The organism is Paenibacillus solani, assembly GCF_001277345.1.
Taxonomy (GTDB): Bacteria; Bacillota; Bacilli; order Paenibacillales; family Paenibacillaceae; genus Paenibacillus_AQ; species Paenibacillus_AQ solani.
The window spans coordinates 2,573,012-2,587,721 of sequence record NZ_LIUT01000001.1 but is presented as its reverse complement, the minus strand read 5'-3'; the positions used below and the strand labels follow the sequence as shown (position 1 = coordinate 2,587,721).

Here is a 14,710-nt window from a genome sequence, read left to right as displayed (position 1 = left end):
ATGGGGAAATTTTGGAAAGGTATGAGGATGAATTCATGAACAGGAAATGGTTGGTTATCTTTGTCTTTGGATTGTTATTGTTAGCACTGGCAGGCTGTACTTCGAAAGAGAAGGAGCCTGTGGCTGATCAAAAGATGGAGACGGCAGAGCAGGTGAACAAAGAATCTACTGAATCGGTGGTCGAGGAAGACTCCCGAGATGATCATATAGAAAGGCTGTATCAGGAGCTAAAAGAACAATTTCCGGCTGATCTGGCAGGCTGTGAGCAGGAGGATGTAAAGAAAGAAGGAGAATGCAAGAAGCCGTCATCATTGAATGGAGATTTAAAAGAGAACATTAACATACAGATTATTCTGGACTCTTCCAAAAGTATGGATCAGAAGCTGGATGGTCGGATGAAGATGGAAATCGCCCAAAAAGAGATTGCCAGGTTCGCCAGTCGATTCCCGAAGCAAGCCAATGTGTCTCTACGAGTATATGGTCATGAGGGAGCTAATGATTTGGCACTGAAGGAGGCTTCCTGTGCCGCCACGGAGACGGTATATCCATTTCAGCCTTATGCGAAGGAAGAGTTCAAGGAAAACTTAAGTCAAATACAGCCAGCGGGCTGGACAAACATAGCAAAAGCGTTAGAAGAGGCCAAGGAGGATTTTGCAGACTACGATAGTGTGACCAATACCAACATTATCTATTTGGTTACAGATGGATTGGAGACCTGTGGTGGCGATCCAGCAGCTGCGGCAGCTGCCTTGGCGGAGTCAGGAATCGAGGGTGTTGTGAATGTCATTGGATTTGATGTATCGGAGAGTACAGAGAGTCTAAAAGAAATCGCTGCTCAGGGGAAAGGAAAGTATTTTGATGCCAGGAATGCAGAGGAGTTACAAAAGATTTTTGAGGAATCCTTCGATTGGGTTGCATGGACCCAGTATTATAACTGCATATGGCTCAAGGAAACAAATTACAGCAATTCCATCTGGATCAAAGAAACACAGGTGGCTAACTGTAAGTGGGTGGAGCTGACCAATCAGACAACTAAAATACATGCAGAGGTGCAGTTCCGGAAGGCTCGCAATGACGAGGAAGCCAAGGCCTACGGGGAAGAGGTAATTAAGCGGGTTCGAGCAGAAAATGATGCGTTAGTCAAACAAATACGAGAGCAAAAAGATTCAATTGTCGATGAAACTTGGGAAGAGCGTGATAAGGCGGTCAGGGATAGCAGGAAGGAAAGGGAGAACAATATGAACCCATAGCAATCAAGAGTGAAGTGAGGCTCCAATGCAGGAGTTATGAGAGGATGGCTCTGCTGCAAATGCAGCGGGGCTTTCTTTTTCTTATATTACGAATAGCTAAAGAGGATATTCATGAGGTATAAATACGGTATACTTCTTATAACAAGATTAATGAGGGATGAAATATGAACACGTTCCGTATAAAGAATATTTTTAAGCAAGTTATGAAAATCATTTTAGTTATTGTCATCCTATTGTTTATGATGTTGTTCTTGTTTGAAATCATATTTTTTGTTAGCTTATGGTATTCGGAAACATATATGTGAATAAACGAAGATGTATTGTTTAATGGGAGGGAATTTATGAGAAGCAAATTAGAAGAAGATATAATATCGACAGCAGAGAGTTTTAAGAATAACTTTTCCGACAAGGGAAATCTTGATTTGAGCATTGAAAGCCTACAGATTGTTGAGGATATTTTAGACGAGTTGTGTGATTATGAACTTGAAGAGGACCATGTAAACTCGGTTTCTTCTATGGTGGGGTGTTACATTATGGAAGTCGCAAGAAGAATACATGGCGGGAAATATTATTGGAGTGAAGAGAGAAATCAACCTGTATTTGTTACGGGGGAACCGGATTTTTCAATATCCATATTAGCTTTTGATAAAGTAAGAGGAAGAATTCTAAATGGTACCGAGGATCATATTCCTTTCTATTTCGAAGGATACATGCAGGCGGTTATAAAAGGTAAAGAACAGGGTTACTGTGCAACAATCGTATAGTAGAGATCTCTATTTGTTAGCACTTGGGTCAAGCATTGACTTTACGAGGTGATCAAAATTTCAAAAATACAAATGAAACTATGTCGTGTTCCCGTTCACGAAGACGGAGATCATATTGTTCTTGAATATGAATTCAACCATAGTCTCATGAAATTGCTTCAGAGTGTAATTGATCTCCATGTACATGCTCACGTCTATCAGGTTGAATCGGATCAGGATGCCTTTAATGATGAAGATGAGGTAAGTCCTGTAGAATTATTGGATAACTATAAAAGGTATTTTGAGTAGCAAACGTAACGACTATCACATGACTTTGCCGATACGGGAGGATTGTTCTTGATCATATTAATCAGTGGGAATAGTTGCACAGGTAAGACTTATATGGCTCAACGATTACTTGAGAAATATCATGTTCCATATCTGTCGATCGATCATCTGAAAATGGGGCTGTATCGAGCCGATAAGAACTGCGGATTTACGCCGATGGATTCAACCGAGGATATCGGAGACAAATTATGGCCGATCCTTAAGGGAATCATCATGACGAACATCGAGAATAAGCAAAGTCTTATCATCGAGGGCTGCTACATACTGCCGCATCATCTTGAGGATATTGAATCATCATACAAGGAGCAGATCATTGCCGTTTTCTTAGGGTTCTCAACCCCATACATTCAGCAGCATTTTCGCTCCAGTATCATTCGCCATCGAAATGTTATCGAAACACGAATGTACCCAGAAGAGGGGACAGCCGTTGAATATATTAAAGAGCATGTAACATTTCGAGAAAAGTGTCTGGCATCCGATGTCGCATATTTTGAAATTCAGAATAACTACGAGGAAGAGATACTCAAAGTATATGACTACATAGACAGGGAAAAGAAGAAAATCGGCAGTTATTCGATGTGAAAAAAGTCAGGTGAAACGAGGTTAAGCATGGCATTGTTTTTATATCATTACTATGATGTAGCAACGGGTCCCTTTCGGAATTTGTCCGCACTCCCCTTGAATGAAGCGCAGCAAATACAAAAAGGACTGAAACAAAATACAGATTGGTATGCGAGTCGACGAGCGGATGATTATGTGTCCATTCGGCGGAAAGTAGAACTACTGGCAAGAGAGCTATTCATAGCAAAGGGTGGCAGACCAACGAAGGAATATCCGCATTACATGACCCTTGGCCCCTGTGAGTGGATTAAACGCTGGTACCCGAATGGTGAGGAAATTAAGCTTCTCTTGGATGATGTTGACCCTGAGATCATAAGTTTTACTTATGGCGACTTATTTCCCACCATGCGTTATAAAGACGACAAGCCATACAGAGGAAAGGTTTACTTAAAGGATGAAATCCTTGGGCTGGTGAATGAATATGGTTGGCCACAGGATTGGAATAAACATGGAGATCTAGGACCTGAACGCTATATTGAAGCACAGATATGGGACGATCATTCAATCCGCCCTTTTTTGGAATCCTGGGCTTCATCAAGATAAATATTTTGATAAATGCCTTTATATCATAGTGATGGAGATGATCTTTTTGAACAGAAAGCTTATGATAAGTGATATTCATGGCTGTTATGAGGCGTTTCTGAAACTGCTTGAGAAGGTAGATTATCACCCTGATCGTGACACCTTGGTACTGCTTGGCGATTATGTGGATCGGGGGCGTATGAGTAAAGAGACGGTGGAACAAGTGAGAGACTTGGTGCACGATCATGATGTTATTGCCCTTCGAGGTAATCATGATCAGCGGCTGGTCGATTTGATTCGGACGGATGATGCTGCCGTTCAGGCCAAGTTCTTGGAGCACGGAGGACTGCAGACGCTCCAAAGCTATTGCGATGTTATTGGCACGGATGTTGATCAAGAGTTACTTAATCAAGCAAGAATACATATTCAACAAAACTTCATAGATCATATTGAGTTCCTGGAGACCCTGCCGTTATATCATGAGGATTCGCATCATATATACGTGCATGCTGGTATTAATCCGAGCTATGCGGATTGGCGCACGCAGCCTGATTATGACTTCATGTATATTAAAAAGGTGTTTCATGATGCTCGGCTAGATTTGGACAAACCGGTAGTGTTTGGTCATACCCGAGCCATTGAACTCCATGATTCGGCAGATGTCTGGTTCCAGGATGACAAGATCGGGATTGATGGTGGTTGTGCATATGGCTTGCAGTTGAATTGCTTAATCTACGAGAATGGAATTTATTCGACCGTCCACATCAACAATCCCAAGTAAAAGGTTCAGGTGAGACGAGACAATTGGTGGACCAATTCTATCGAAAACAAATAAACCCAGGCCACGGCCTGGGTTTATTCTGGTCTGTATTAGAAAATTCCGCAGCGTTGTTCGTCTTATGGCTCCCCCCATATTACAGTCGGATAAGGAAGCTGGTCATAGGCACTAGCCCAATAATAGGAGTCCGCCATAATACGACGCGGCAGAAAGCCGATTTCACCACGAAGCGCTGGGATTGTCTCAGACTGTGCTTGGAAAAGACCTTCTGCGTTTGTTGCAGCATTGACATACTTGCCTGCCATATGGGTGAAACGCCCGCTGATTTTGGCAGTAACAGGCTCTCTTGTTACCATGTCGACCATTTTCACGGTTACGGTTGCAATGCCAGAAGAGTACACGATGTTCATGTGGTCAATAACCATCGGCTTCATGCTTGATGGCGCCGTCGTTGCCGATACAGCCATGCTGGGAGTCCCTTCATTGCCGCCGATATCGACTGCAGTGATTTTATAATAATATGTGGTGTCAGGAAGCAACCCGCTATCTTTGTAAGAAAGTCCTTTTGAAGTTCCCGCGTAAGTATTGGGTCCGATATGAAAATCGGCTTCGGTTCCACGATAGATACGATACGAATTCACGGCTGCATTATCCATTGCCATATCATACGTGATATGAATCCGCTGGAAATCAAAAGCTGCTGCGGCCGCCCCCTGGACCGTACTTGGCGGTTCATCGTCAGCAGGAGGCTGCCAAGTGTAGCCTCCAGGTCCCCACTCACTAGGAAAATCAAGAATCGATGAATAATGATGGAGCGCAATACCGCCAAACGCCGAGTCGTTCAGGAACACATCGTAGACCTTGTTTAACTCTTTCTCCATATAGGTTCGACCTTCTTCATGAAAGCTTATGGTTTCCGGATCCCCGCCATCTGCGATGTCTTTGGTTTCAACACCGATGACAACCGACTTTAGCTTGCCAATCTTATTAGCGTAGGCTAGTTCATTTAGCGCTTGCGCGATAATGCCTGCACTACCTTCCGCCTGATCACGGTAATTCATAATCGAGATATAATCGGCAGTATCTTGAATATGCTCAGACAACCATTTGGTCTCTCCATTCCAGGGGATATCGCTGGCATCTGCCGAAGTGTCATACCATCTTGGAATGGCTGCGCCAACCGACAAGTGGAGGCCCGACGCCTCTTTGCGCTCCATGAGAAGCTGCAGCATATCCAGATACTGAATTTGCACGGAAGGCTTTGCTGTTTTGAAATCCGGAAGAATATAAGGTTCGGTATCCACATTTACACCATCAAAGCGAGCAGACGTACCTGAAGCCAAGTTGTAATTTAAGATTTGCTCAAATTCCTTTACAGCTTGGGTATGATAGCGCTGGTAAGCTCCAAAATAGGGAGGGGATGTACCGCCGGCAATTAAGGCTTGAACCTGAAAGCCCTCCCTATGCCCCCATTCGATGAATTGTTGAACTTCCTTCCGATTATCTTCCAGCATTTTTGTTCCGTTATATTGGCCTACTGCCAAATACAGTGTTGTAATAGGACGCTGCTGAAAGGTTGTTGTATCCTTTGCCATAGAAGAGAGGACTTCCCGGGAATTAGGATTCAAGATTAGAGGATAAGATGCATTTTCCCAAATCCAGATTGCGCGATCCTGATCCGGCAGCGGATACGAGCTAGAGATGCTGCTTGTTGGCGCTTCAGGTTTGTTCTCCATGGAAGCATTGTCCCCCTCCATTAGGCCAACAAGAGCTGGAGAAAGTATTTGATCTTGATAGACATTCTCTGTTACTGACGCAGGATTGCTGCTGTTCTCACGGGGATGAGGACTGACTCTGGCATAGAACGTTTGGCTATAGCCCGTATTGCCAAATGTATCGGTAGCTCTGGCTTCTAAACTGTAAACTGCCTGACGAGAATGAGGCAACTTGAATTTGTAATGATATCCTTTCTTAGAGGGAGGGACTTGGAGCCATTCCCCTCCGCCTACACGGAGCTCAACCAGCGATAGCGGATTTCTACCTTCGACAGTTATGTTGATGTCTAGCTTGTTAAGCTGCTGGGAAGGTCCGGATGAACTTGTAACTTGTACTTCGGGAATATGAGCGGCAGGATTATCAATGTTGAGGTGGGTCCAAGGAGACCAAATGCCATAGCGCGAAACCGTATCATTACCCTTCAAAACCAGCTCAATCGTACCGTCCAGTTGACTAGTGTCCAGCTTGTATGACCAAGACCCTATATCATCGCCATTCGGATCATCCATCAGAACATCAGCAATGATCTTACCGTTTACGATTAGTTGGAGATCATATACGCCGGAATAAGTCCCGAATAATTCTGCAACACCCGGTTGAATTGCTTGTCCATTCTGATGAGAATCCAAGGTGATGAACGCGCCAGCCTGAGCATGCGATATTGGAATTCGTACGCAGATCCCAGGAAGTAGTAGCACTACTGCCATTAACACGAGGACGTACTTGCGTATTTGTAAGAGCATCATGTTATTCACATCCTTTATCAGTTTGGTGTAATTTGAATCAACTTTACCGGCGGCCAGTATAGCTTGTTGAAGGAGGAAAGACTGTTCCTCGTATTTTAAAAGCGCTTACTTTCTTATATTGCAAAAAAAAGAAAATAGAACCCAAGTGCCGATAAAGCGGATCGACAGAGCATCGCTCATTACGTTTATCAGTCCCAGGACCGAGCCCGATTCTATACCTCAGACTGTGTAATCCCATACGCGACTCCTCTATGATGGGAATAGCTAGGAAAAAGGTGGGATAGAGATTTCAATAATTTATGAGCGGGGGAGTTTATCTGCTGCAAAAACTACTGAAAACTGTGATGCAATCAACCTGGATGATATGGGAACGCCTTTTTAGCTTTTTATCGAGATTTCGCAGCGTCCATATTTCGCGCTTTGGCATATGCACGGTCATTATCAAGAAGCACCGGGGGGAATCTATCATTTGTGAGGATTCAACGGTCATCCAGAGTGGAGATTTGGTAGGCGAGCTTCATTTGGATAATGAGACCATATTGAAGCTCATTCGATCGGAGGGACCGGATCGTGCAGCACTCAAAATAGCGAGACTTGGGAGAAAGTCCATGCAGCAGATTAGCCGCGCTTATGAAAGCCAGTCCGAATTTAGGAAGGTCAACGCCTTGGTGGGAATTACATTGCTGCATCGCGGGTTAACGCATGGCCTCGGTTTTGAGCATCGGACAATGAAATCGGACCTGTTTCAAAAGTTGACCACTTCCTACCTGCGCATCTTGTTGTCTGTTATGCACCCGGAGGGGAAAAGCCGAATCGATCGCAGAACCGAGCAACTCGTACCGATGATGTTGATTCATACCCGTTCCTCACTGAAGAAGAGGTTTTCAATATCAGACAGAAGACAATTGGAGCAAGAGGAGCAAGTCGCCATACTATAGAAGCGTCTACGGAGAAGTCCGTGGACGTTTTTTTATTCTAAATAAAGTTACTTATGGTCCCATATCATCTTAAGCCACGCCTCTTAAATATTGTGCAAATAATCGACAGGCTGTGACTCATAAGATGAAGAAGTGAAGGTTCATTTCAATACAAAAGGTGATGGGGAGGTGGCGTAACTTGCTGTCGATGCTGCTCTTTATATTTGCTGTTTCTGCCGCAGTGGCCAGTGTGGACACCACCTGCGGCCTGAATGTGTTGGGCAGTCTGGAGAGCACGAAGAGCAGTAGATCCAAATATGCGCTGGTGTATATTTTCTCTTGTGCCCTGGGCGGCGCAGTGACTGGACTGGCGATTGGACTGATAAATTTTTTGCTGAAATTAACCGTTGTTGATTTATTTCAAAACTATATTTTGGTTGTGCTGTTGGCCTTACTCCTGTGCGTGGAGTTCGTTCATAAGACGGGCATTCTTCCATCCGGCAATTTCATCGTTCCCTCCGAATGGATCAAGCACGCGGGATACCGTTCCGCGGTATTATGGGGCATGATTCTAGGTTTGGGTTTCATCACCCTGCAGGTGGGTGTTCTCTTTCATGCTTATATCCTGGTTTCCTTATTCGCTGCTCCATGGTGGCTTAGTCTGCTGGCAGGGGCCATATTTGGAATTGTTCGCGGCACGGTGTTCAGTCTCCCGCTGACCCGATCCATCGTGTTCCGTATGCTCGAAATAAGGGTACGCAACCTCACCTTGCTCTCGACCGTGCGACAAGCCGCCTCCAAGCTGCTGCTCATAGGTTCCATCATCTGGATTATCTTCTACTGAAGAGAGAGGAGCATACAAGCCCATGCATGAACTGCTCGCGATATCCGTGACATTGCCCATGCTGTTGTCGGTGGTGAGTTTTGGCTGGAGCCGTGTATTCGGTGATCCGGATCTGTTCCCTGGTGGCCCCCGTCTCCATATGATGCTCATCCTATCGCAACTACTGTTGGTTACCATGGTGTATTGCTTTCCCTCGTGGATCAGTTTCCTTGGCATCTCTTTACTCTATTTCGTTCAAGGATTGGGCGTCGCTTATTTCATTCGGAAAAAAGGAAGAGTAGACTGCGGCTGTCTCGGACCTCAGATCAACTCCAAGCTTGGCTTTCCATTGATGTGGTTTAATCTGGCGATGGGTCTTATGGGGTTGGCCTACAGCCATCCTGTCTGGTTTGAGCATAGTCACTCTTTCGCTGTTATCGGTCTGCTTATGGAGGGAATGATGTTGCTGCTATCGCTCTTTATCATAATAGGGGTTCCGGATGCGCTGTATGCGATCCGAGTGTACCGTGAGATTGCTGCACCTTATGTATCCAAAATAAAAAGGTTGTAAGGAGGAGCAATGAACACGATCTTCTGGATCTCATATATATCGCTGTGGATTCTCGTCGTACCCTTGGTCATTCTGAATCTGGTCCTATTCCGCCAGTTGGGGATCATGGTGATGGGTACCGCTAGGGGAGTGAATCAGTCCGGGATTCCGGTTGGCAAAAAAATACCCAGGGCCACAACGACGACCTTGCAAGGAGCCGAGTGGTCCACGAGCGAGTTGATTGGCACGCCTTCCATCATGCTGTTTGGATCGCCGACATGTAAGGAATGCGCCGATATTTTGCCGGATTTTAGACGGATCGCCAGGATGAATAACGTGAAACCCATTCTTTTGTTATTCTCGTCCGTGGATTTAGCATCGGATTATGTCCGAAAAATGGCTTATGACGATGAGGTGCTGATCGCAAGTTCAGAGTTTGCGAATCATCTGGATGTGCAGGTCACCCCCTATGCCTATGCAGTGGATCTGAATGGCGTCATCAGGCATAAGGGATTGGTCAACAGCCGGGAACAGCTTGAAGCATATGCGATAGCATCAAGGGCTTCTTAAGATGAGGTGAGAGTATGTGGCGAAAGCCGGAGAACAAGGACGAAGAGACGCAGGTGTTGATCAGTCGGGTTACCCGGAAGATAAATCGGAAGTCGCTACTGAATAAATTTGCGCAAAAAACGGCCGAGACGCTTGCCAAAGTATTGGTCCGGCCCGATGAAAACGATATCGTCAAAATCTCGTTTGCTGCGGGGCCCTGCCGGCCTCCGCATGGTCAATATTGCTCGGGCTGCGGAGCAGATGCTTCCTGCCCGTCCGATTATATTATTTGTACGCCCAAGACGGTGATCGACGACTGCAAAGGTTTATGTCCTTATCCCGCCGGCTGGTGGTATACGAGCGACCCGGCGGGACACCGGGCAAAGTGCCAGGATTGCATATCGCGCTATGTACATCCTTATATCGGACGTAATTGGTGTTATCAGGGAGCGCAAATCTATGGGCGGTATGTGATCTGTGCATGCAGGTCAACCGAGTTGTATTAAATAGTAGAAAAAGGTACGTGATGTATGCCATTTATGATGATATCAACTTTGCAATCCAGTATTTCGATTGAGAAACTATCAGGTGGTACAGGAAGTTGACCATAATAGTTCAGGCAGCAGGTTCAGAAGCTTTGATAGCGTATAGGCATCTCCGTTGTTCCAGCGTTCTGCCTCCAACACATGAACATGCCCATTCCGAACAGCCGGCAGGTTGCCCCATAGCGAGGACTGCATCATGACTTTCGCGACTTGCTTGGATATGGTATTGACCGGAATTAGCATAAAGATACGGTCACCGGCGTAGAAGGGCAGCTCCTCAGTCGAAATTTCCTTATAACCCAAACCGTCGTTCAGGATGTTGCGAATAGGCTCCGTCGGTTGAAATCCATGCTTGTGATATAGTCCTGTCGACAGACCGGACATTCCCATAACGAAGAGACGAGATCCGTGGTCAAATACGAAGATGGACGCGGTTTCGCCAGGCTCCATGGCTTGCTGCAGTTCCCTCCACATGTTATCGGTTCTGGTTCGATACCATTTCATCCATTGATCCGCCTCATGCGCTCTTCCAAGCCAATCGCCAAGCGTATGTAAACGCTGGGCTAGAGGAGCGAATGAATTGAATGTGACGGTAGGGGCGATTTTGGAGAACCTTCGGTATTCTTTTTCATCCGCATGCGCCAAAATGATCAAATCCGGTTTCCATTCGATGGTTTCAATTGATTTCTTCCGATGGCTGATATCAAGCGCATACTGAATATCAGCCTGCTGGTTAAGCGTATTGTTCGAGCAAGGGCCTGCCATTGGCTGCATTCCGATCGCGAGCAGATCACCGAAAGTTTCGCCGTAATACAGAATGCGCCTTGGTACTCTCGGAATATCGACTTCATGTCCGGTCCAGTCGTTTACGCGTTTACTGACGTCCATGCGTTCGGCGTATTGCTTCGGAGACATTCCTGTAATTTGGCGGAAACGGCGGCTGAAGTAGTATTCATCCGTATATCCAATCTCTTGGGCGATGTTTCGCAGCGGTTCATTCCTTTGCGCTAGAAGTTCTTTGGCGCGGTTAATGCGCAAATCGGTTAAGTAATGCAGAGGTTTTTTTCCGGTTCGTTCCTGGAATATGTGCGTGAAACGCCAGGTCGATAATTCAGCCATGTTCGCCAGTTGTTTTACCGTCAGATCAGGATACATGTAGTGCTCGTTAACATATTGAATAACGCTCTCAACGGCTTGCACAGAGGTTGGGGCATGGTCTGATTGGATATTTTGCTGAAGCAAAAAGGCGAGCAATTCATGAAATCTCGCATGCTGCTGAATCCAGTGGATATGAGATGTATATTCGTGGTTGGAATGTAACGATTCAATCAGCCCAAGCAAATGAGAGCTAGGATAGGCACATAATTCAAGCTTTCCCGGAATAAGTTCGCCTTTATATGTCATATGCTGCTGCTCATCGACTTGAATGACGGTGAAGGTGAGCATTGAGTATTGAACGGCATTGTCCGTTCCGTTATGAACCTGATAAGTGGTGTCGGGGCCCAGTAAATAACACTTGCCAGGCGTAATAGTGAGGACATGTTGACCGACATGCAGACTGCCTTTACCTTTGGCAAAGATCAACAAGGTATGGGAATTCGACGTCAAACTACCCGATGTCCATCCAATGGACTCCGTTCGGCTATCCGCATCCACTAAATGATAAGTTAAGGAGCGATAGGGGATCTGAGAGGGATTCGCCTTCATGATGGCAACAACTCCATAATATTTAATGATAATGATAATCAATATCGATAATTGTAAATAGAAAAACGAGACAATTCAATAGGGAAGTATTGAACTGTCTCTTATAGGTGGTCAGTTATTGGTTATCATTTTCGGAAGCTCTTGAAGTAACCATTCCCTTGTAGCTGCGTCACTACCTGATTTTGCAATGTCGATGGTATACACATACCCAGCCTTGACAGCAGGAAGGTTTGCCCAGATCGGACTGTTCATCATGTCTTGCGTGGATTTCTGCGCTTCGGGCTGAACGGGGTTCAGGATAAAGATTCTGTCTCCTGCAAACTCCGGAAGTTTCTCCATCGAGATCTCCTTAAATCCAGTTTCTTCATCCAGTAACTGTTGAATATTAGGCGTGGGCTTAAAGCCGCTAGGATGATAGAGTACTTGAGATAAGCCCGTGCTGGCCATAACAAAAAGCCGATCCCCCGGATAATACGTGAAGACGGAGGCCGTCTCATCGGGTTGCATGCCGACGGATTTCAACTGCTGCCACATGGCGTCCGCCTTAGCTTGATAATCAGTTACCCATTGTTCAGCTTCCGGCTTTTTGCCGAGAATATCGCCAAGCTCAGGCAAACGTTGTTCCAAAGGAGCAAATGTATCAAACATAAGAGTGGGGGCAATCTTGGAAAGCTGTTCGTACGCCGTTTCGTCCGGGTTTGCGACAATAATCAAATCCGGATTAAGAGCGAGTACCTTCTCGTAGCTGATCGGAAAGCCAATGTCTTCAACGTTTTGAGTCTTATCTTCATAGACGGATCCTTTTACCCGGTCCATATCAGTACCGATCGCCTGAACACTCAAGGCGAATAAATCGCTATAGGTTTCCCCAGAGAATATGATGCGCTTTGGTGATACAGGGATTTCAACATGATGTCCTTTATAATCGGTATAGGAACGGTTGGCATCTCCCTTGTCAGCTTCAGATCGTAGGGGATCGTTTGAACGGGTGGTTGGCTGAATGGTTGTGCCAGCCGTATCTTGCTGAACGGGAGCTGGCTCACTGCTCCCATTGCATGCCATTAGCATGAGACTCATCAACGTCAGGATGCTGATGGTTAAGGGGAACTTTTTAGTAGTTTTCATGGTTTCTCCTCCACAACGGTTCTCTATAGCTAGAGATAATGATAATCATTCTCGATAGAAACATCATAGCGGATGCTGATTCCGGACTCAATGGACAAAAGTAAAAAAAACCTTTCCGTTTGTACAAGTCGTATGGCGTAGGTGGAAAAACGTGACAAAATTCATTTCGATGGTTTCGCGCATACTTCATACCTGGGTTCCAGAGACTGTTCATGTCAGGAAGAAGCATGTGGTCCAAAATAAGACGTGGAGATATGATCCTGTTTGCCTTGATCCTATTCTTTGGCTCCTTTACCTGGCTGCAGTGGTGGAAGCATAGCCATATAGATGAATACGGGATCCAAATGATACGACATTGGTGTGAATATAAGGTTGGGGTAACTTTTTAGCTAAAAAGATAGTTATAATTAGAGAGGTAGCGAAGTCAGGCAATCATCATTTTCCGAATAATAGATTCGAAGGAGGCTGTAACATGCTTTCCATTGTGAAAGGGCCGTACCTGCAAAACCCGACCGGACACACCATGACCGTAATGTGGGAAACGTCTTACCCAGCAATTTCCAGGGTGGACGTCTTGCATGCCGAGAGAATACATAGCGGACATCAAGGGAACTACAAGCAGCCTGTAGACCTATTCGGTACTTTTGCTGAAGAGTCTCCAACACGGATACACCAAATCACCGTGGAGGACCTCGAGCCTGGAACCACTTATTATTACAAGGTCTACTCCCAGCATGAATCGGATGAGATTGAGTCGGACTTTTATATGTTCAAGACAGCAGCAGGACAAGGTAAGCCATTCTCTTTTACGGTGACCAGTGAAACCGGAGGTTATAGCGGGTTCGATTCGTCGGGAGGACATATTAATCAGAGAATTTTCAGCTTGATGAAGCAGTATCGACCAGATATAGCCTTGTTTATTGGAGATATCGTTAATGATGGGAAGAATGAGGAAGATTGGAACAAGTACTTTTTCGATCCAGGCCGCGATTTTCTTGTGAATACACCCCTTTATAGCTGTTTGGGGAATCACGAGGATAACGCCTCCTGGTATTATGACCTTTTTGCATTTCCGGAACCGAAGAACTTCTACGCCTTTCATTATGGGGATGTTCATTTCATCTGTTTGGACAGTACGGATTTGATTAGAAAAGAGGATTATCCTCACAGCTCAGGCGGGATGAGTCCGGGGAATGCACAGTATGATTTCTTGGTGCGTGAATTATCGAGCAGTGTTTCCAAATGGAAAATTGTATTCTTTCACTATCCGCCTTATGTTTCAGGTGGTTATCAGGTCGAGGATTTACGTCAGCTATGCCCGGTGTTGGAGAAATATGGGGTGGATCTGGTTCTCAACTCGCACACTATTGTGTACGAACGAAGTCACCCGGTGACTGAAGGAAAAGTAGATTATGACAACGGGATTGTCTACGTCGTTGTGGGCGGTGCCGGTGCCATGCCGAACTGGCTCCTCCCTAAGCGAGAGTGGCATACATCGCAATCATTGGCGGTGCCTCATTTTCTGCAGGTCATTGTAACGGAGAATCGTTTGGAGATACGCGCTATCGACGATGATGGTCGGCTGTTTGATCAGCTGTTGATACGGAAAAATGCCGAGGGTGAGAAGGACTACATCTAACAGATTGATTTCGAGCCTTCAATCGTGTAGGAGGGAGAAACATTGGAGATCATCGCATTAATACTGGGAGT

14 protein-coding genes are annotated in these 14,710 nt (G+C 45.5%); 11 read left to right on the top strand and 3 right to left on the bottom strand.

Annotated features, from left to right (window positions below; translation table 11 throughout):
• Positions 1–35 precede the first annotated feature (35 nt).
• The 5 genes from AM231_RS11570 to AM231_RS11545 all read left to right on the top strand — a co-directional run bounded on the left by AM231_RS11570 (position 36) and on the right by AM231_RS11545 (position 4,265).
• On the top strand, positions 36–1,250 hold the full coding sequence (locus AM231_RS11570) for a vWA domain-containing protein (RefSeq protein ID WP_165593390.1): 1,215 nt from the start codon (positions 36–38) through the stop codon (positions 1,248–1,250).
• A gap of 341 nt (positions 1,251–1,591) precedes the next feature.
• Entirely contained in the window at positions 1,592–2,014 is a 423-nt protein-coding gene (locus AM231_RS11565; protein ID WP_054402740.1) for a hypothetical protein, read from the top strand.
• Positions 2,015–2,395: 381 nt separating this feature from the next.
• Positions 2,396–2,923, top strand: a complete 528-nt coding sequence (locus AM231_RS11555; RefSeq protein ID WP_242615126.1) for a 2-phosphoglycerate kinase — start codon at positions 2,396–2,398, stop codon at positions 2,921–2,923.
• Positions 2,924–3,019: 96 nt separating this feature from the next.
• Positions 3,020–3,505 (top strand): hypothetical protein, encoded by a 486-nt coding sequence (locus AM231_RS11550; protein ID WP_341271606.1) that lies wholly within the window; start codon positions 3,020–3,022, stop codon positions 3,503–3,505.
• A 46-nt stretch (positions 3,506–3,551) separates the two neighbouring features.
• Complete coding sequence (locus AM231_RS11545) at positions 3,552–4,265, top strand: metallophosphoesterase (protein WP_054402736.1); 714 nt, start codon at positions 3,552–3,554, stop codon at positions 4,263–4,265.
• A 116-nt stretch (positions 4,266–4,381) separates the two neighbouring features.
• On the opposite strand, the gene AM231_RS11540 is transcribed toward AM231_RS11545, so the two are convergent.
• Complete coding sequence (locus AM231_RS11540) at positions 4,382–6,784, bottom strand: glycoside hydrolase family 18 protein (RefSeq protein WP_054402735.1); 2,403 nt, start codon at positions 6,782–6,784, stop codon at positions 4,382–4,384.
• A 299-nt stretch (positions 6,785–7,083) separates the two neighbouring features.
• Between AM231_RS11540 and AM231_RS11535 the strand changes: the two genes are divergently transcribed.
• The 5 genes from AM231_RS11535 (at position 7,084) to AM231_RS11515 (ending at position 10,129) form a co-directional block, all read left to right on the top strand.
• On the top strand, positions 7,084–7,722 hold the full coding sequence (locus AM231_RS11535) for a YkoP family protein (RefSeq protein WP_207383563.1): 639 nt from the start codon (positions 7,084–7,086) through the stop codon (positions 7,720–7,722).
• A gap of 187 nt (positions 7,723–7,909) precedes the next feature.
• Complete coding sequence (locus AM231_RS11530; RefSeq protein WP_242615195.1) at positions 7,910–8,545, top strand: DUF4407 domain-containing protein; 636 nt, start codon at positions 7,910–7,912, stop codon at positions 8,543–8,545.
• Between the two features lie 22 nt (positions 8,546–8,567).
• Complete coding sequence (locus tag AM231_RS11525) at positions 8,568–9,095, top strand: MauE/DoxX family redox-associated membrane protein (RefSeq protein ID WP_054402733.1); 528 nt, start codon at positions 8,568–8,570, stop codon at positions 9,093–9,095.
• 9 nt (positions 9,096–9,104) lie between these two features.
• Entirely contained in the window at positions 9,105–9,644 is a 540-nt protein-coding gene (locus tag AM231_RS11520) for a thioredoxin domain-containing protein (RefSeq protein WP_054402732.1), read from the top strand.
• 14 nt (positions 9,645–9,658) lie between these two features.
• Positions 9,659–10,129: a hypothetical protein gene (locus tag AM231_RS11515; protein WP_054402731.1), complete on the top strand. Its 471-nt coding sequence runs from the start codon at positions 9,659–9,661 to the stop codon at positions 10,127–10,129.
• 78 nt (positions 10,130–10,207) lie between these two features.
• On the opposite strand, the gene AM231_RS11510 is transcribed toward AM231_RS11515, so the two are convergent.
• The gene (locus tag AM231_RS11510; RefSeq protein WP_106406066.1) at positions 10,208–11,875 is read right to left on the bottom strand and encodes an AraC family transcriptional regulator; all 1,668 of its coding nucleotides are present in this window, start codon (positions 11,873–11,875) and stop codon (positions 10,208–10,210) included.
• Positions 11,876–11,986: 111 nt separating this feature from the next.
• On the bottom strand, positions 11,987–13,000 hold the full coding sequence (locus tag AM231_RS11505) for an ABC transporter substrate-binding protein (protein ID WP_054402730.1): 1,014 nt from the start codon (positions 12,998–13,000) through the stop codon (positions 11,987–11,989).
• A gap of 472 nt (positions 13,001–13,472) precedes the next feature.
• Here AM231_RS11505 and AM231_RS11500 point away from each other — a divergent pair, with 472 nt between their 5' ends.
• Positions 13,473–14,639 (top strand): purple acid phosphatase family protein, encoded by a 1,167-nt coding sequence (locus AM231_RS11500; RefSeq protein ID WP_054402729.1) that lies wholly within the window; start codon positions 13,473–13,475, stop codon positions 14,637–14,639.
• Positions 14,640–14,710: the final 71 nt, after the last annotated feature.

Excerpts from the sequence above, each read along its gene's own strand:
- AM231_RS11510 (WP_106406066.1), bottom strand. The coding sequence starts at position 11,875 with ATGAAGGCGAATCCCTCTCAGATCCCCTATCGCTCCTTAACTTATCAT.
- AM231_RS11565 (WP_054402740.1), top strand. The coding sequence starts at position 1,592 with ATGAGAAGCAAATTAGAAGAAGATATAATATCGACAGCAGAGAGTTTT.
- AM231_RS11555 (WP_242615126.1), top strand. The coding sequence starts at position 2,396 with ATGGCTCAACGATTACTTGAGAAATATCATGTTCCATATCTGTCGATC.
- AM231_RS11515 (WP_054402731.1), top strand. The coding sequence starts at position 9,659 with ATGTGGCGAAAGCCGGAGAACAAGGACGAAGAGACGCAGGTGTTGATC.
- AM231_RS11530 (WP_242615195.1), top strand. The coding sequence starts at position 7,910 with ATGCTGCTCTTTATATTTGCTGTTTCTGCCGCAGTGGCCAGTGTGGAC.
- AM231_RS11570 (WP_165593390.1), top strand. The coding sequence starts at position 36 with ATGAACAGGAAATGGTTGGTTATCTTTGTCTTTGGATTGTTATTGTTA.
- AM231_RS11500 (WP_054402729.1), top strand. The coding sequence starts at position 13,473 with ATGCTTTCCATTGTGAAAGGGCCGTACCTGCAAAACCCGACCGGACAC.
- AM231_RS11505 (WP_054402730.1), bottom strand. The coding sequence starts at position 13,000 with ATGAAAACTACTAAAAAGTTCCCCTTAACCATCAGCATCCTGACGTTG.
- AM231_RS11525 (WP_054402733.1), top strand. The coding sequence starts at position 8,568 with ATGCATGAACTGCTCGCGATATCCGTGACATTGCCCATGCTGTTGTCG.
- AM231_RS11535 (WP_207383563.1), top strand. The coding sequence starts at position 7,084 with ATGAGCGGGGGAGTTTATCTGCTGCAAAAACTACTGAAAACTGTGATG.
- AM231_RS11540 (WP_054402735.1), bottom strand. The coding sequence starts at position 6,784 with ATGATGCTCTTACAAATACGCAAGTACGTCCTCGTGTTAATGGCAGTA.
- AM231_RS11520 (WP_054402732.1), top strand. The coding sequence starts at position 9,105 with ATGAACACGATCTTCTGGATCTCATATATATCGCTGTGGATTCTCGTC.